Raw genomic sequence first — 17,675 nt, 5'->3', positions numbered from 1 at the left:
CATTATTATTGTATTCATTGATTTATTATACCATTTCAAGATTTGATTTGACAAGTTTAAAAAAACTTCGTCCAATCGGACGAAGTTCCTGCTTCTATTATTATCACCAAAACCGTCCATCATTTTCATCAATGGCCTCGGCTTCCTTGCGTTTGCGTGGTCCTGTTCCGTACATTTCTGTTTCGATTTCTTCCTTAGTTGGCAGGATAGACGCAAGAATGATGTAAATAATCACACCAATCCCAAAATTTGATATGGTAAAAATAGCAAAGAGAAAGCGGACTAGAGTCACATCAAAATTCCACTTGTCTGATAGACCAGCTAAAACTCCCGACACCATACTATTTCGTTTCATTTTATAAAATTTGTTATTCATGATATGTTCCTCTTTTGGTATTCTTACAAGTAGTATAGCATGAAACAGGTTCACAAACATCAGTCCTTAGGCCGATTTAAGATGACGAGTTTACCACGGCAGACGCCACAACGATAGCGTTTGGTATCAATCCTACGCTTGCGTTGATAAGTTTGCTGGCAAGATTGACACTGATAGACTAGGTAGGTATTTTGGTCTTTCAAAGGCGGGACAAAGCGTAGTCCATCCACTTCTTTCAAAAGTTCTTTAAAATCTCGATCCTTATGCTGATAACCTTTTTTCTGAAAATAAAGATGGTAGTGACAGAGTTCATGGCGTACGATTTTGCGAAAGACTTCCAAACCTAGTTCATTATAAACCTTGGGATTAAAATCCAAATGCCCATCCTTGGGGAAAAATCGCCCACCTGTCGTTCGCAGACGAGAATTCCACTGGGCTTGGTGGGTAAAAGGTCTACCAAAGTCTTCGAGGGAAACAGACTGGACGTACTCAGTTAGTTTCATCTGGAGCTAAGAGCGACAGATTAACTTTTTCACGTTCAGTATCGATTTTCTTGACCCAAACCGTTACCAAATCTCCAACAGACACCACTTGGCTGGGATGTTTGATAAATTTACGACTCATATGGGAAATATGAATCAAGCCATCCTCGTGAATCCCGATATCAACGAATGCACCGAAATCAACAACATTACGCACCACACCTTCTAGCTTCTGGCCAACTTTTAAGTCCTTGATATCCAGTACATCTTGACGGAGAACAGGTGCATCAAAAGAGTCACGGAAATCTCGACCTGGTTTGAGAAGGTCGGCAATGATATCTTTAAGCGTTTCTGGTCCAAGATCCAGTTCTTGCGCCATCTCCTTGACTGATAGGGACTTAAGCTTATTTTGTGCTTCTTCATTCAAATCCTTGATATCCAAGCATTTGAAAAGCTCTTTGACGGCAGCATAGTTTTCTGGGTGAACTCCTGTATTATCAAGGATATTGCTACTTTCCGGGATACGGAGGAAACCGGCAGCCTGCTCAAAGGCTTTGGCACCCAGACGAGGAACCTTCTTAATCTGATCGCGTGAAGTGATTTTTCCTTCTTCCTCACGGTATTTGACGATATTTTCAGAAATGGTTTTATTGAGTCCAGCTACGTGGGAAAGAAGTGCTGGGCTGGCTGTATTGACATTGACACCGACTTGGTTGACCACGGTATCCACGACAAAGTCCAGACTTTCAGACAGTTTCTTCTGACTGACATCGTGCTGGTATTGACCAACACCGATTGACTTGGGATCGATTTTAACCAATTCAGCAAGCGGATCTTGCAAACGACGGGCGATTGAAATAGCCGAACGTTTTTCAACGGTTAATTCTTGAAATTCCTGACGAGCAAGTTCACTGGCAGAGTAGACCGAAGCACCGCTTTCATTGACAATAACATAGCTGACTTCTGGAAAATCTTTCAGAACTTCCGCCACAAAGGCTTCACTTTCACGGCTAGCCGTTCCATTTCCAATGGCAATAATTTCCACGCCGTATTGACCGATCAGGTCGGCTAAGTCTCGCTTAGCTTCTTCAATCTGACGAGAAGAGGCTGGTTTAACAGGATAGATGACCTGTGTTGTCAGCATTTTCCCCGTCGCATCAACTACCGCTAGCTTGGCACCTGTACGAAATGCAGGGTCAAAGCCTAAAACCACGCGCCCTTTTAGCGGAGCAACCAAAAGGAGATTGCGCAGATTATCCGAAAAGAGTTGGATAGCCCCTTCTTCTGCCTTCTCGGTTAATTCTGTCCGAATGCGGCGCTCGATAGCCGGCAAGACTTTTTTCTTAACTGACTGTTGAACCACTTCATCAATATAGGCATTTTTCACCTTGAAACGAGCAGCAAAGAAAGCTAGAATACGATCCGTTGCATGTTCAAAGCCAACTTTCAAGATGCCTAATTTTTCCCCACGATTGAGGGCCAAGGTACGATAGCCCTGCATGTTGCCAACTGTCTCTGAAAAATCATAATAAATCTGAAAAACTTGTTTTTCATCAAGACTTTCATCCTTGACCTGCGAAGTGATTTTAGAGTGTCTCAGCACTTCCTGATAGGTCATAGCACGTAGATTGACATCTTCGGATAAGGCTTCTACCAAGATATCAACTGCTCCCGCTAAGGTATCTTGACCAGTCGCAAATCCTTCACAGACAAACTTCTCAGCCTCTTTCTCTAAGTCAGCTACATTTTGCAAAATCAAGCGAGCAAGAGGAAAGAGTCCAGCTTCACGGGCAATGGTTGCCTTGGTTCGACGTTTTTCCTTATAAGGAAGATAGAGTTCTTCAACGTCTGCTAATTTTTCAGCTGCCAAAATAGCTTCTTCCAATTCCTTGGTTAGTTTGCCTTGTTCTTGAATCTTAGCCAAGACAGCTTCCTTACGGTCGTTGAGATTTGTCAGACTTTTATCCAAGTCGATAATGGCCTTAATCGCCACCTCATCCAAACTACCAGTCATGTCCTTTCGATAACGCGCGATAAAGGGAATCGTCGCCCCTTCAGCCATTAAACTTAGAACAGTATCGATTTGCTTTAAGGTTACACCCAAATCCTGGGAGATTATTTCATATTTTTTATCCATAAACCTATTATACCATAAGGGACAAGGCTTGTTTCACCTTACCTGTTTTTATCTCTTTGATTATCAAAATAAAAATAATCCCTTTTCCAGAAAATAATAGTATAATAGAGGTAACATTTAGAAACGAGGTAAGCCCATGGCTGTTAAATTTACAAAAACGGATGACTTGGACAAGATGTTTGAAGAATTCGCAAAACTTCCTGACTTAACACAAGTCACTTTTCCAGATGACAAAGATAAAAAAGAAAAAGTTGAGAAGAAAAAATAGATGACGATTTTCCAATCTCTTCCTCCTAGTGTATTACAAGCGGGAGCTATTTTTCTCTCCATCATGATTGAAGCCCTTCCTTTTGTCTTGATTGGGAGTCTCATTTCGGGATTGATTGAGGTCTATATCACACCTGATAAAGTTTATGAGTTTCTCCCTCGCAATCGTTGGGGGAGGATCTTTTTTGGTACCTTCATTGGCTTTCTCTTTCCTTCTTGCGAATGTGGTATCGTTCCGATTATCAATCGTTTTCTGGAAAAGAAAGTGCCCAGCTACACAGCGGTTCCTTTTCTGGTGACTGCTCCCATCATCAATCCTATCGTTCTTTTCGCCACATATTCTGCCTTTGGCAATTCAATAAAACTTGCCTTCTTGCGAGCTCTGGGAGCTATTGTGATTGCTTTGATTCTGGGGATTTTCCTAGGATTTTTCTGGAAGGAACCCATTCAAAAAGAGAATCCTATCGCTTGCCATGAACATGACTTTTCACACTTGGGTCCCGCTAGAAAAGTGTTTCAGATCTTTATACAAGCTATTGATGAGTTTTTCGATATGGGGCGTTACTTGGTCTTTGGCTGTCTCTTTGCGGCTATCGTGCAGGTCTATGTCCCGACTCGGATCTTGACCTCTATCAGTGCTAGTCCAGTCCTTGCGATTCTCTTGCTCATGTTTCTAGCCTTTCTCCTCTCTCTTTGTAGCGAGGCGGACGCCTTTATCGGCGCTTCTCTCCTCTCGAGCTTCGGCATAGCGCCAGTCCTTGCCTTTCTGGTCATTGGCCCCATGCTTGATATCAAAAATCTCCTCATGATGAAACACTATCTCAAAGCACGCTTCATCTTGCAATTCATGGGCATCGTGACAGTGCTTGTCTTGCTTTATTCTTACATGATAGGAGTGATGCTATGATCCGATTTTTCACTTTACTGGGTTACTTTGCCCTAACTCTGTATCTGCAGCTATCTGGCAAGCTTAGCCACTACATCAATCTCCACTATTCCTATCTAGTCTATATCTCAATGGTCCTTTCTCTTCTGTTGGCTCTGGTCCAATTCTATATCTGGATCAAGAAAATCAACTCTCACAGCCATATGGAAAGTCGTCGAGCTAGACAAATCAGCCTCCTTTTACTGTCTCTACCTCTCTTGATTGGGGTTGCCTTTCCGACAGTAAGTTTGGACTCGAGAACTGTATCTGCCAAAGGTTATCATTTCCCACTTTCTGAGGAAATCGATACTGCTATTCAGGCAAGCGAAGGCACATCCAGTCAATACCTCAAACCCGATACCAGTACCTATTTTTCCAAATCTGCTTATGAAAAGGAAATGAGGACTACAGCTGACAAATACCTCTCCCAGCCAACCATTCAAATTACAGACGATAACTATATGGAGGTCATGGAAGTTCTCTATGACTACCCTCAAGAGTTTGAAGGAAAGAAAATCGAATTTACAGGCTTTGTCTATAACGATCCTAGCCATCCAGATAGCCAGTTCCTCTTTCGCTTTGGCATCATCCACTGTATCGCAGACTCTGGAGTATATGGACTCCTGACCAAGGGGAACTCACGCCAGTATCCTGACAATACTTGGATTACCGCTAGAGGAACCCTGACTCTCCACTACCATAAAGAACTCAAACAAAAACTCCCAACACTGGAGGTTGAGAGTTTCACAAAAGTAGACAAACCAGAAAATCCTTATGTCTATCGCGTGTTTTAAAAAGCAAACTAAATCTATAAAAAACAAAATGAACAAGTTCTCTTCTGAATGACAGAAAAAGAGCCTGTTCGTTTTTTGTTATCTGAGTATTAATGATTTTTAGATTTAAATCTTATAACATTTTAAGTAATACAAGTAGCTCATTGAGAATAAGAGAGCCACTCATTAATCAGACTAGCGATTTCTCTGGGTGCTTCAGTATAAAGCTCATGGCCAAAGTTTTCTAGAAAAAAAGTATCAAAATAGTCTGGCAATTCTTTCAGGGGTTCCTCTCTCCATGTAGCTTCATTAGGATAGCGAGGACTGATAAACAAAGTATCTCCCACTTCTCTCTTAAAAGCTTGGATTTTTCTTCGTAGGCGGAGAATCACTTCTATATTTTCATAATTTATAGCTAACTCATATCTATTATACTCCGCATTCCAGTGATAAGACTGTCTTACAGCTTCCTCCATATTTTCTGACCAATACTTTGCTTCAGATTTCTCTTTAGAAATAAGAAGAGCTAAGTCTGAAACGACTTGAGATTCGATATAGTTTTTAGCTTCCTCTAACTCTGTATCTAAAGGTAAAATCTTATCTAAATCTAGATAGCCACCATCCAAAAGAATCAGTTTTTTCACTTCTTGAAATTCCGATGCAAGATAACGCGCCAAATCTCCTCCAAGAGAATGACCTATCAGACATATAGATTCTTCCTCTACAATCTCATTTTTAAACCATGATTTCAATTCTGTTTCATCTCGAAGATGCTTTTCATATGGATTTAAAAAATAAACCTTCGAATCTAGTTCTTGAAGAAAATCCTTGCTATGATAGACATTGCTTCCCAGACCGCCAATAAAATATTTTTTCATTCTCTACTTAATACTATGCTTATTCATCTTTTGTTCAAAGATAGTTGTGATAATCTGACGCAATTCTTCGCGTTCTTTTTCTGGAATTTCACCACTTGTTTGAGCTGCAGCGTAAAGTTCAGGATGTTCAATTGAAATACGTTTAATCGTACATGTCGTCTCTTTGACATCGAACATACATTAGCTAGAGGGCTAGCCGGACTACAGTTACGAATTGAACAAATTATTCTGGCTCATAATTTACACTATTTTGAAATGAACTAGCACCATGGATAGATATCATATTTATCACCTATTTTTTATAAAACTTAAGAGGCAACTCTCTCCCTATTCGCACATTGAAATTACTCATTATTTTCTAAAATATAAGTATTCCAATAGTCTTCAATATCTTTATTAAGCTTCGGAGTTTTTCCTTGACTTAATTCCACTTTGTCAGGAAATTCAATGTTATTAAATAATGGTACTTCCTCAGCAGCTTTCATTTTTCGTCCAATATTAATATGCTCAATTAACTTATTCAGTGTATTTATCAACTGATTATAAAAATCTCCTTTAGACAAATCAGAATTTTGAGTAAGGTTTAATAGAAATTCACCTTTTTGATTAAGATAATCAGGAATCAGACCAAATTCATCAAAATTGATTAGATAATCTTCTGAACCTCGCGTTGCCCAAGCAGCACCTCCTTCAAACATACAATAATCTGAGTCTTTAAAATCCTTCGTAACATAAAAGAATAATAATGTATTTTTATTGACAATATTTTCTTTAGAAATTTCACCTAAGTTTTGCTTAATATCAATTTGAGGTGCATCCTCTTTACTTGTATAGAAAATCTCGTCTGAAGTAACACCAATCTTTTTTAATAAATAATAGAAAAAGTCTAATACATTCTTATTTCTTCGTGAATGGGAAAAGAAAATAGTATACTCGTTTTTAAAATTTTCTCCTTTGAGTTGTTGTACAACCCTATTTTTTATATTAAGATTTAGCTGATCCATTTCATCGGTACTAAAATTTTGAGACTTAAAATCATCAAATATTTTATCAATATTTTTAGAAGTCGATTCTTTTGCAATTTTTTCAGATTCTGTTTGTAAAGATTGAATCTCATTATTCATTTTATTTCTAACTTCTATTCTTGTACGAATTAAACTTGATAATTCTTGTTTCATTTTTTCTGCTAAATCCACTACTCGAGGATCATTTTCATCCATACTTTGTCTACTAGTCGTTGCAATATCTTTAAAGTTGTTGTCATCAAGAATGTCATAACCGATTTCACCTTCAATATAGTTTACAAAAGCTTGCGTATTATTAATTACTGGCAAAAAATTAGAGATAGCTAATTTATTTCTAACATAAATTCTAAGACTCAAAGGATTATATAACTTATTCTTCTTGAAATTAGCATCATTTAACTCCGTTGCTTCAGACGAATTTATAGTAGAGTGTATACCAATCCATCCAGTTATCTTACCAACCTTTGTTTTTTCTTGACCATCTTTCCTATATGTAAATTCTGTCCCTGTAGCTTCTTTATAAACGACTTGAATATTATCCGAAAATTTTTTATCAAAGCCTTTTAAATTTAACTGATATTTCTTATTTGAATATTTTTCTGATAACTCATCGTATGTTTCTTTATCAAAGCAAGTAATCCGTACCATGTTTTTAAATGGGATAGTTTTAATTACTTCAGTGTATTCTTTTTTTAAATCATTATCACTTTTTACAACTTTTAAAAATATCTTTTGTGAGTTTAGATTAGAAACAGTAAAATAATCAGATAGTGTAGAATTTAGCGTTTCTATAGATGCATCTCCGTATCCTGTTAAATTTACCTCTTCCATTCTTATCATAGTTCCGGACTCATAACGTAAAAATTCACGATTATTGAAAGCATCAAAAGAAGAACTTGACATTTGAGGATTTTGAGTATCATTTTCTAATTCTGAATTTGGGAATTCCATTTCATATACTAATAAGTCAGTATCTTTTTGTTTTGTAGCAACATAATAGTGATTGCTTAGGTACAAAGCTGCAAGCTTACCTATTCCCTTTCTCCCCATAACATTTTCTGAATTTTTCTGATTTAAGCGCCTGTTTCTTCCAATTTTTATATAATTTTCTTTTAAATTATCATAAGACATCCCTTCACCGTTATCATAAACTTCAATCACAGAGTTATTTTTTTTTCTCATATCTATAGCTATGTAAACTTCTGTAGAACCTGCATCTAAACTATTTGCAACTAGCTCAGAAAGTGCAGCCCATGCATTAGAATAAAGATTTTTCCCCAATAAACCTAATGCCATGTATGAAAAACTAAACTGTAAATCATCACTTTTTTTATTATGCACCATAACTATCTACCTCTATCTTCATCAAAATTGTTTAGAAAAAATCTTTTAACACTATCAGCTAGCACAATACTTAACAGAGGAGGAACAGCATTGCCTATTTGAATATTTACTTGAGTTTTTGAACCATAAAATTGAAAGCTATCTGGAAATGATTGGAGTCTTGCTCCTTCTCTCGAAGTTAAAGCTCTATTTTGCTTAGGATGAATGCATCTTAAAGAAGAGGGAGTTGATAAATTATTCGTAATTGTTGATGATGGTTTATCCCACCATAATCTTCCATAAGAGTTTCTATAACCTGACGTTAGGTATAGTTCTTTTGAAGCTTTCCCTTCATCAACAAGTTTATTGATTTGATTTTTTCCTTCACCTTGCTTCACTAACTTCATAATTTCTAACATTCTTAATCCGTAAGTTCCATTTTTATGATTAGTAAGTCTCCTCTCTCCATCCCTCATTAGATATTGATATTTAGTATTGGGTTTTGAATCGTAAAATGATTTTTCCTCACCATTATTTAACTTAGGCAAGTCACTAATTGCATCAGAAACAGATAGTGGCTTACTTACTTTTTGGTGAGGGAATTCCCAACCTTCTTTAATCAATAAATCATTTCTGATACCAACTAAAAATACCCGCTCTCTGCTCTGTGGCACACCATAATCTTTAGCATTAAGTAACTCCGTATGAATATCATAACCAAGATTGTCTTCAAAATCTCGGAAATTCTCAAAACTTTCAATGACATTTTCTATTACAGGTCTATTTTGGTCATCTTTCATTGTTAATAACCCGTAAACATTTTCAAATATAAACATTTTAGGTCGTATAATAGATAATAAACGTCTATATTCTTTATACATTTTTGCACGTTCATCATATTGACGCTTCCCTACTGTACTGAAAGATTGACATGGGGGACCTCCTATAATTAAATCTACGTCATGGATATCCACCTGTTTATCGTTTAAAAATTCTTCATCAATAGTTTGAATGTCGTCATTAAACATTTTAATATTAGGGAAATTAGCTTTAAAAGATTGTGAAGCCTCAAAATTTAATTCATTTGCAAAAATAATCTGAAAACTATCGTCATCTCTAAATCTATTTCGATATATTGCTTTCTGAAATCCAAATGTCAATCCACCGGCTCCAGAAAATAAATCTACAACTTTTATAGGCATATTTTTCCTTCCTTAATGTTGATATATAGTGATTTACAACATTACAAATAAGTATCCATGGTGCTAGTTCATTTCAAAATAGTGTAAATTATGAGCCAGAATAATTTGTTCAATTCGTAACTGTAGTCCGGCTAGCCCTCTAGCTAATGTATGTTCGATGTCAAAGAGACGACACAGTTCAGAAAAACGAGTTTCAATAGTTCGTCTCATGGCCATTACTTTCCAATTGTTATGTTCTTCGGATCCTGTCATGTTTTGTCGAAATGGTATCCATAGATGGTCATCTTCCTGTTTTAAGTCATTTTTGAGTTCACCGCTTAAGTAGCCAAGATCACCTAGAATAACCGATTGCTTACATCCCTCTAATAGCTCATAAACCACCTTGAGTTCGTAGACAGAGGCTGGTGTGACAACACAGTTCAGAATACAACCCGATAAGGTCACTAGCATATGAACCTTGAAACCGTAGAACCAAAGATGTTTAGAGACATTATAGCCAATATCGGCTAATCCTTTAAAATTGGCAACTCTTTGATTGCGAACTGGTTGGCAAAGTGGTAAGGAAAAACTATCTATAATCGCTATTTCATCAGGCGAAATCAAGTCGCTCATAGCTTTTCGGATTAATTGGACTAGCCAAATCATTCGTCTAGACCGATGATTGAAACGACTTCTTTCTAGTAACTGACCACAAGGAAAGAGATGTCAGATGGTGTAGAAATGGCGTTGTGACGTTATGCCTAGTTCAGCTTGTAACAAAAGCAAGACAAGAAGCGCTTCATCTGAAACTTTTCCTAAGCCAACATTACGCCGATGTTTAAAGGAATCTGGGAAATAAGTTTTATAAAAGTAATGACAAATTTGTGATAATTGGCGAACATTCCATTGCAAATGATAAGATTTAGCAGTATACTGTAAGTAGCTCATTTAGACTAACCTCCTGTATGTTTCGTCACTTACAGTATAGTCCTTTTGGACTTTTTATTGTATTTTGAAATTAACTAGCACCACGGGTAAGTTCTATCTCTTTGATAAATCTGAATCTGGTCAAAGAGTTGCTCTCTTTTTAACTCCCTAAGATTATCAACCAAGTGCTCTACAATATAACCATGATGTTCTTTAGGTGTTGCTCTGGACTAAGCTGGATTGATAGCATAAAGTTCCTCGTAACGAATTAAGGTACTGAGATAGGACAGTTTTGGTTTAGTACCAATAATAGCTAAAGAAACTTGGTAGCCTTGCGTGCTGAGTTCGTCGACCAGATACTCTACCATTTTTCCTGCAAATCCCTTGGTATAGTCCACGCTGTCCTTGCCATACTTTTCTTGCAGTGCTAAGTAATTGGGATGTTGAGAACGGTAGCTATCACCATCGATGATAATGATATTACCTTGAAATTCTTTTTGCTTGATACGATGAATAGTCGTATTACCTGCTCCGCTTTGTCCACCAAGTAAAATGGCTTTCGGTTGATCTGGAATCGTTTTTCCGCGAGTTAGAACCCAAATTGTTCGTTGTAAAGCTTTCTGAAACTCAGCCTCACTAAATTCTTCCAATATCATTAAGCCACCACCCGATGATGCACCATGTCTAGCATCCGTTCGATACCGTCTAAGTAGCCACTATAACGCTCGATTTCATCGAAAGTATCGACAAGGTATATTTTCGTATTGATTAATTCAGCCAAATCATCACTCATCAAAATCCAAGGATTTGTTTCATCATCAAAAGCAATATCTTGACTATCCTGGTATCTATAAAGCTGTGATAAAATGGCTGCTCCACATTCTTTTATCACTTCTATTTTTAAAGTCAGTTGGTAATCTTCAACAGGTGATAACATATTGTCCTCCCCTACAATATCAACATAAGAGACGTTAAATTTTTGACAAATACGGTCGATAAGTTCTGTTAAAACTTTACTAGTTCCATTCTCATAACGACTTAAGCTATTGCGTGAAATATTGACCATTTTTGCAAATTCTGGCTGTGTTAAATCGTGTGTTCGGCGTAGTGATTTGATATTGTCTCCAATAATAGATAAAGACCTCCTCATATTTGCTTTCATTATACCATAAAAAAACGGATAACGGACCAAATATGGTGCATTATCCGTTTTTAGGTTATATGATTATTAGTCCGTCTCGCTCCGTTAGGTGCGAGACAAAAAAACCACCCGCTATGCGGGTGCGCGTCGAAGGTTATACCAAAAAACTCCGAACGCGATACAATAAAGGTGTTCAAGCCAATTGTAAAGCGAAAGGAGAAAAATATGGCACAAAAGGCTCATAGTTTATCGCACACAAAGTGGCACTGTAAGTATCACATTGTGTTCACCCCTAAGTATAGACGAAAAGTCATCTATAATCAATATCGAAGTAGTTTAGGCGAAATATTTCATCGCTTGTGTAGTTATAAAGGAGTTGAAATTATCGAGGGTTACTTAATGCCAGACCATGTACATCTGTTAGAAAGTATTCCATAAAGGATAAGTATTTCGAGTTTCATGGGTTATTTAAAATGAAAAAGTTCACTCATGATGTTTGACAAACACGCTAATCTCAAGTACAAGTTTGAGAATCAGCATTTCTGGGCGGAAGGTTATTATGTAAGTACGGTGGGACTCAATGAAGCTACAATTAAGAAATATATCTAAGAACAGGAAAAGCATGATATAGCACTAGATAAATTAAGTGTAAAAGAATATGAGGATCCCTTTAGGGATAGTGGTAAGTAATACTAAAGCCTCTTTGAGAGGCGAATGATGAGTCAAGAGCAATAAGGATTGAACAACGTGAAAGCCAGCGTCTTTAGGCGCTGGCTGGTAATTTGGGCTTATAGCTCTGGTACAAACCACCCGTTAGACGGGTGGTCATGATTTAGAAATAAGAATCTAAAGTATGGATGATTTTATATAAAACTCCAATTTCCTACTCAGCATCCTTCCAGTTCCGAGCAATCTCTTCGTCTTTCTGGAGTTGGTCTACGAGCTCTTCGATGGAGTCAAATTTGACCATATCTCGGACACGGTCTAGCCAGTAGACCATGACTGTCTCACCATAAATATCATCTGAAAAGTCAAAAATGTTGACTTCAAAACGTGGCTCTTCTCCATCGAAAGTAACATTTTTCCCAACACTTGCCATTCCACGATATCTCTGACGTTGTACTTCTATATCGACTACGTAAACACCGTCTGCTGGCATATAGGTTCGATCTCTGAGGACCAGATTGGCTGTTGGATAACCGATAGTACGTCCTCGTGCATTTCCATGAACGACCATTCCACGGGTTGGGAGAGGTGTGCCTAGTAGATGGTTGACTTCCTTGACATCTCCATCAAGAATAGCTTGGCGAATCCGTGTGGAACTGATCTTGCCCTTTTCGTCCTCGACCGGAGGAACAATGATAATCTCTCCATCAAAATAATCCTTCAGGTCATCTGCAGTTTTCTTATCTGAACCAAAGGTGTAATCAAATCCTGCTACGATAATCGCTGGTTTTAAGGCTCTAACATAAGTATCAAAGAATTCTTGACCCGTTAAACTAGCAAATTTGCTACTAAAGTCCAGTAAGAAAAGAGCCTCTACTCCGTGCCACTTCATCTTGTGCTCCCGTTCCTCATGATTGACGATATGGAGCATGAGCTCAGGTTGGTAAGGTTGTAAGGCAAGTTTTGGTGACTCTGTAAAAGTCATCACGACAACTGGCAGATAATCCTTCATTGAAGCCTTGCTGGCCACTTCAAAAAGTTTCTGATGCCCCTTGTGGATGCCATCAAAATAACCTAGTACAAGGACTGTTTTTCCCGGTACTGCAATGTCTTTTTCGTTCTTAATAGGTACTGTTGTAATCATGAAACTATTATATCATAGAGCAAGTCTTTTCGCTAAGAGGAAATCCCAAATGTCGTTTTTTGCGTCTGAACTGACCTTGATAGACAATTCCAAGCTATGAGTTTTAAAAAATAGCACCTCCTAAGAGATGCTATCGTTTGGTAACTAGTTTACTGTTTCTTCCAAGTCTTTTAACTTAACCGAAACAATCTTAGATACACCTGATTCTTGCATGGTAACTCCATAGATAGAATCAGCTGCCGCCATCGTCCCCTTACGGTGGGTTACGACGATGAACTGACTATCCTTGTCAAAGCGGTTAAGGTAATCCCCAAAACGTTTGACATTGGCTTCGTCTAGCGCAGCCTCTACCTCGTCCAAGATAACAAAAGGAATGGTCTTAACACGGATAATGGAGAAGAGCAGAGCCAGAGCAGATAGGGCTTTTTCACCACCACTCATGAGGTTGAGAGACTGGATTTTCTTACCTGGTGGTTGAACAGAAATCTCCACACCAGCTGTTAAAAGGTCACCCTCAGTTAATATCAAGTCTGCCTGACCTCCACCAAACATCTGTCTAAAGGTCACTTTAAAGGACTCACGAATCGCCTCAAAGGTTGATTTAAAGCGTTCCTTAACCTCATCATTCATCTCTGTGATGGTCTCAAGGAGCAGGTTTTTCGCAGACAAAATATCATCACGCTGGCTATTGAGGAAATCCAAACGATTGTGGACTTCTTCGTACTGTTCAATAGCATCCAAATTGACTGGACCGAGTGAGCGAATAGCTTTCTCAAGATCTTTAACCTCTTGCTCTGCCAGATTGAGATCTTCCAACTCATGTGCTTTTTCTAGAGCCTCAGTGTAGCTGATCTGGTACTGGTCAGTTAATTGAGCTTGTAGATAGCGCAAGCGTTCACTGACCTTTTCCTTTTTGGCTTCAGCACGTGTTTGTTTACGAATCCACTCTTCATTCTGCTGACGAGCCTGATCCAAATGGCTGGCAATATCATCCAGCTGACCCTCGATATCATCCAATTCAAACTGCTTGCGAATCAGACCTTGTTGAAGATTGGCTTTCTGAGTTTTGGCCTCTTCCACCTGCTGACTTAGCAAATCCGTATCCACTTTCTCAAGATTATCAACCTTTTCTTGGAGAAGGCGCTGAATTTCCTCTTGTTCGAGATCCAGATTATCCAATTCCTTACTTAGTCGTTCAATATCAGTCACTTCATACCGCTTTTGTCCTTGCAGTTCTGACTTAAGCAAGCGTGCTTGCGCTACTTGTTCCTGCAAGTTTTGATAACGTTCTTGAATAGCGTTTTTGTTAGACTTAATCTCTTCAATCTCAGCTTCCAGATTTTGCTTTTCACTGGCGATAGTTGCAAGGCGCTCTTGGCATTTTTCCTTGTCCGCTTGCCAATCTCCTTCAGATAGGCGATTTAATTCCTCTTCTTGAAGTTTCCAAAGCGTTTCCAGTTCTTCGACCTGCTGATTGGTTTGTTGATAAGCGAGGTACAAACCTTGCTCCTGAATACGAGCTTGCTCACCCTGAGATTTGATGGCTTCTAATCTTTCTGCCAATACCGCCATCTCATCTTGCAAGGTCTTCAAACTCGCTTCTTCTGACCGCAAGTCAGCTTCTTCTTCAGCAATTTCTTTTTGTAATTGTTCCAGCTCTGGCTTGATGAAAATACTGTTGTTTTGACGATTGGCACCACCCGCGTAGGAACCACCTGTACGCAATTCGGTACCATCAAGCGTCACCATACGAACCTGGTAACGAACTTGACGAGCTGCCGTACGGGCATGTTCTACGGTATCAAAGATAGCCGTTGTGGCTAGCAAGTTTTTGAAAATGGCTTCTAGTCTCTTATCAAACGACACCAACTCATCTGCCATTCCCAGAAATCCTGGACTTGCTGCGATAGCATCTTGATTCTGACTAGAAATCGTACGAGCTTTGATAGTCGTCAATGGAAGAAAGGTCGCACGACCAGCTCTATTGCGCTTGAGGAAATCAATCGCCTTTGTTGCCGCGTTTTCATCTTCTACGATGATATGCTGACTGCTAGCTCCAAGCGCAATCTCTAGGGCAGTTTGATAATGCACATCAAAGGTCAAATGTTCACTGACTGCACCAATGATCCCACCAAGACGGGCTTTTTCTTGAAGAACACTCTTAACACCCGCATAAAAATTACTATGATTTTTTAGGATGTTTTCCAAACTCTGGGCTCTAGCCTGCTTGTTTTTGAGACTGTCTAGACGATCAAAGAGTTGGCTCTGCTGGGCTTGGTAAGAAACTTTCTGCTCCTCTTGTTCCTTGGCACTAGCTTGGTAGTCAGCCAATAATTTCTGAACCTGCTCCTTGGCAGTTTCAAGCTCAGCCTGCTGTTGACTGGCCTTTTCTCTAGCTGTAGCCAGTTGTTCTTTCAGTTTCTCAAGTTGATCAGCTTGTTTTTGAGACTGCTGACGGCTGTTTTCCAACTCATTCTCGATGCGGGTCAGTTGGTTTGAGACATCCGCTTCTTCTTGTAAAAGCGCAACAAAACGTTCACGCAGGAGCTCGATCATTTGGTCAGGATCATCTGAAAATGCCAACAACTCCGCTTCTAAACGATTGAGTTCCTTGTTGTTTTCAGCTAGACTTTCCTCTAACTGTTCCAAGTTCGCTTCTTTTTCAGATTTTTCTTTACTCAGAGCCTTTCTCTTATCTTCCAAAGTCGCCAAACGGGTTTGTGCTTCTTGTTGATTGAGGGCTACCTGCTCAGATTCCAGTTTAGACAAGGCTAGTTTTCGCTCTAAGTCACTGATCAAACTAGTCAAATCCATTAAGCTCCCTTGGTCTTTAGCCATTTGAGCTTGGAGATCTTGGCGTTTCTTTTTAAGAGTTTGATTTTCCTCTTCTAACTCTTCACGTTTTTGGTAATAACTGGTCAAGAGTTCCTGAACCTGCGTTAGCTCGTCTTCTGTTAGCTCTAGTTCAGACTTGTTTTCCTTGATTTGAGCAATCAGTACATCCAAGTAAATCGCCTTGCGTTGACCATCCAAGTCGAGAAACTTGCGCGCATTCTCGGCTTGTTTTGCAAGGGGCTTGATTTGATTGTCCAATTCATAGATAATATCCTCTAAGCGGTCGAGATTGTCTTGAGTTTGTTGCAGTTTGCTTTCTGTTTCTTTTCGACGAGTCTTGTATTTTAAAACTCCAGCAGCTTCTTCAAAAATAGCACGGCGTTCTTCGGGTTTGGAGTTAAAAATTTCCTCAACCTTCCCTTGGGAAATGATGGAGAAGGAATCCCGACCCAAACCGGTATCCAAGAAGAGGTCATGAATATCACGCAAGCGAACTTTCTTGCCATCAATTCGATACTCGCTATCTCCACTACGGTAGATATGGCGTTCTACCTTAGTGACTTGCCCTGCATCCTTAATAAAACCATCTTCATTGTCCAAGGTCACGACAACAGAGGCATAATTGAGTGGTTTGCGACTTTCAGTTCCAGCAAAGATAACGTCCGGCATCTTGCCACCACGAAGACTCTTGACACTAGACTCACCCAAGGCCCATCGCAAACTTTCTGTGATATTTGACTTCCCAGAACCATTGGGTCCAACGACAGCTGTCACGCCTTGGTCAAATACGACCTTGGTCTTGTCAGCAAAGGACTTGAATCCCTGAATCTCAATCTCCTTTAAATACATGAATCCAGCCCTTTCTCAACTGCATTTTTAGCGGCCTCTTGCTCAGCCAATTTTTTAGAACGACCTTGACCTTTTCCGATACTCTTGCCCTCAACCAGAACTTCTACATCAAAAACCTTGTCATGGGCAGGCCCCGTCTCAGAGGTCACCTGGTAGCGAATATCCACATCTCCATTGACCTGGAGCAACTCTTGCAGGTGTGTCTTGTAATCCTTAATCATTTCAAAGTCACCTGCTTCAACCTTGGGAATCATGACCTGATAGATGAACTCTTTTACTCTAGCAACATCCTTGTCCAAAAGCAATGCTCCCAAAAAAGCTTCAAAGGCATCTCCAAGAATGGTGTCACGATTGCGCCCACCAGACTTTTCTTCTCCTTTTCCTAGCTTGATAAACTGATCAAACTGGCAATCACGCGCAAAACCAGCCAAACTCTCCTCACGGACAATCATAGCACGGAGTTTAGACAAATCTCCCTCTGGTTTCTTAGGATATTTTTTATACAGATATTCTGAAATCAATAATTGCAGAACAGCGTCTCCTAAAAATTCCAAGCGCTCATTGTGTGAAATTTTTAAGAGGCGGTGCTCATTGGCATAACTCGTATGAGTAAAGGCCGTTTCCAGTAAGTTTTTGTCTGCAAATTCGATTGCAAAACGCTTCTTTAGTACAGTTTGTAATTCTTTCATACCAACCTCTTTCTAACTGATAACAGTCCTTCTTATTATATCAAAAAAAGCCCCCTT

Annotated in this window: 14 protein-coding genes and 4 pseudogenes; 5 read left to right on the top strand and 13 right to left on the bottom strand. The window is 39.0% G+C overall.

Annotated elements, in window-relative coordinates; genetic code table 11:
- Positions 1–103 precede the first annotated feature (103 nt).
- From M1F65_RS02180 to M1F65_RS02170, 3 genes are read right to left on the bottom strand one after another with little or no spacing between them, the layout of a single operon-like run.
- Positions 104–376 carry a PspC domain-containing protein gene (locus M1F65_RS02180; RefSeq protein ID WP_247925371.1) on the bottom strand — a complete coding sequence of 91 codons (273 nt, stop codon included), beginning with the start codon at positions 374–376 and terminating at the stop codon, positions 104–106.
- Positions 377–435: 59 nt separating this feature from the next.
- Positions 436–879, bottom strand: coding sequence for a SprT family protein (locus tag M1F65_RS02175; RefSeq protein WP_247925370.1), 444 nt, complete (start codon positions 877–879; stop codon positions 436–438).
- Positions 866–2,995: a Tex family protein gene (locus tag M1F65_RS02170; RefSeq protein WP_247925369.1), complete on the bottom strand. Its 2,130-nt coding sequence runs from the start codon at positions 2,993–2,995 to the stop codon at positions 866–868. Before M1F65_RS02170 ends, M1F65_RS02175 begins: the two co-directional genes overlap by 14 nt.
- Before the next feature lie 136 nt (positions 2,996–3,131).
- On the opposite strand from M1F65_RS02170, the gene M1F65_RS10015 reads away from it, so the two are divergent.
- From M1F65_RS10015 to M1F65_RS02160, 3 genes are read left to right on the top strand one after another with little or no spacing between them, the layout of a single operon-like run.
- A complete protein-coding gene (locus tag M1F65_RS10015) occupies positions 3,132–3,263 on the top strand; it encodes an SPJ_0845 family protein (RefSeq protein WP_000268696.1) in 132 nt (43 codons plus the stop codon).
- Positions 3,264–4,169 (top strand): permease, encoded by a 906-nt coding sequence (locus M1F65_RS02165; RefSeq protein WP_042902202.1) that lies wholly within the window; start codon positions 3,264–3,266, stop codon positions 4,167–4,169. It abuts the gene before it with no gap.
- Positions 4,166–4,981, top strand: coding sequence for a TIGR03943 family putative permease subunit (locus M1F65_RS02160; RefSeq protein WP_042902201.1), 816 nt, complete (start codon positions 4,166–4,168; stop codon positions 4,979–4,981). Before M1F65_RS02165 ends, M1F65_RS02160 begins: the two co-directional genes overlap by 4 nt.
- A gap of 140 nt (positions 4,982–5,121) precedes the next feature.
- Here M1F65_RS02160 and M1F65_RS02155 read toward each other — a convergent pair whose 3' ends face one another.
- Together M1F65_RS02155 and M1F65_RS02150 are read right to left on the bottom strand one after the other, a co-directional pair.
- Positions 5,122–5,838 (bottom strand): alpha/beta fold hydrolase, encoded by a 717-nt coding sequence (locus M1F65_RS02155; RefSeq protein ID WP_247925368.1) that lies wholly within the window; start codon positions 5,836–5,838, stop codon positions 5,122–5,124.
- Positions 5,839–5,841: 3 nt separating this feature from the next.
- Positions 5,842–6,015 (bottom strand): hypothetical protein, encoded by a 174-nt coding sequence (locus tag M1F65_RS02150; protein ID WP_158085836.1) that lies wholly within the window; start codon positions 6,013–6,015, stop codon positions 5,842–5,844.
- Here M1F65_RS02150 and M1F65_RS02145 point away from each other — a divergent pair.
- A pseudogene (locus M1F65_RS02145) lies at positions 5,980–6,102 on the top strand (IS982 family transposase); the annotation flags it as partial. The gene M1F65_RS02150 and the pseudogene M1F65_RS02145 sit on opposite strands and share 36 nt — an antisense overlap.
- An 80-nt stretch (positions 6,103–6,182) precedes the next feature.
- Here the strand turns inward: M1F65_RS02145 and M1F65_RS02140 are convergent.
- From M1F65_RS02140 to pezA, 5 genes and pseudogenes are all read right to left on the bottom strand, one after another.
- Positions 6,183–8,207 (bottom strand): ATP-binding protein, encoded by a 2,025-nt coding sequence (locus tag M1F65_RS02140; RefSeq protein ID WP_042902199.1) that lies wholly within the window; start codon positions 8,205–8,207, stop codon positions 6,183–6,185.
- Between the two features lie 2 nt (positions 8,208–8,209).
- Positions 8,210–9,388: a DNA cytosine methyltransferase gene (locus M1F65_RS02135; protein WP_042902198.1), complete on the bottom strand. Its 1,179-nt coding sequence runs from the start codon at positions 9,386–9,388 to the stop codon at positions 8,210–8,212.
- A gap of 63 nt (positions 9,389–9,451) precedes the next feature.
- A pseudogene (locus M1F65_RS02130) lies at positions 9,452–10,315 on the bottom strand (IS982 family transposase).
- Between the two features lie 89 nt (positions 10,316–10,404).
- Positions 10,405–10,950: pseudogene (locus tag M1F65_RS02125) on the bottom strand (zeta toxin family protein); the annotation flags it as partial.
- Entirely contained in the window at positions 10,950–11,426 is a 477-nt protein-coding gene (gene pezA / locus M1F65_RS02120) for a type II toxin-antitoxin system antitoxin PezA (RefSeq protein ID WP_042902582.1), read from the bottom strand. The gene pezA and the pseudogene M1F65_RS02125, both read right to left, overlap by 1 nt.
- 234 nt (positions 11,427–11,660) lie before the next feature.
- Here pezA and tnpA point away from each other — a divergent pair.
- Positions 11,661–12,125, top strand: a pseudogene (gene tnpA / locus M1F65_RS02115) (IS200/IS605 family transposase).
- Positions 12,126–12,318: 193 nt separating this feature from the next.
- On the opposite strand, the gene M1F65_RS02110 reads toward tnpA, so the two are convergent.
- The 3 genes from M1F65_RS02110 to rnc form a co-directional block, all read right to left on the bottom strand.
- The gene (locus tag M1F65_RS02110) at positions 12,319–13,245 is read right to left on the bottom strand and encodes a bifunctional riboflavin kinase/FAD synthetase (protein ID WP_042902197.1); all 927 of its coding nucleotides are present in this window, start codon (positions 13,243–13,245) and stop codon (positions 12,319–12,321) included.
- Positions 13,246–13,389: 144 nt separating this feature from the next.
- The gene (gene smc / locus M1F65_RS02105) at positions 13,390–16,929 is read right to left on the bottom strand and encodes a chromosome segregation protein SMC (protein WP_247925367.1); all 3,540 of its coding nucleotides are present in this window, start codon (positions 16,927–16,929) and stop codon (positions 13,390–13,392) included.
- Positions 16,920–17,618 carry a ribonuclease III gene (gene rnc / locus M1F65_RS02100; protein ID WP_000661472.1) on the bottom strand — a complete coding sequence of 233 codons (699 nt, stop codon included), beginning with the start codon at positions 17,616–17,618 and terminating at the stop codon, positions 16,920–16,922. The genes smc and rnc overlap by 10 nt, the downstream gene beginning before the upstream one ends.
- Between the last annotated feature and the right edge of the window lie 57 nt (positions 17,619–17,675).

Source organism: Streptococcus oralis (assembly GCF_023109195.1).
GTDB classification, from domain to species: Bacteria; Bacillota; Bacilli; order Lactobacillales; family Streptococcaceae; genus Streptococcus; species Streptococcus oralis_BV.
The sequence above is the reverse complement of the archived record's forward strand: the minus strand, read 5'-3'. Positions and strand labels throughout refer to the sequence as shown.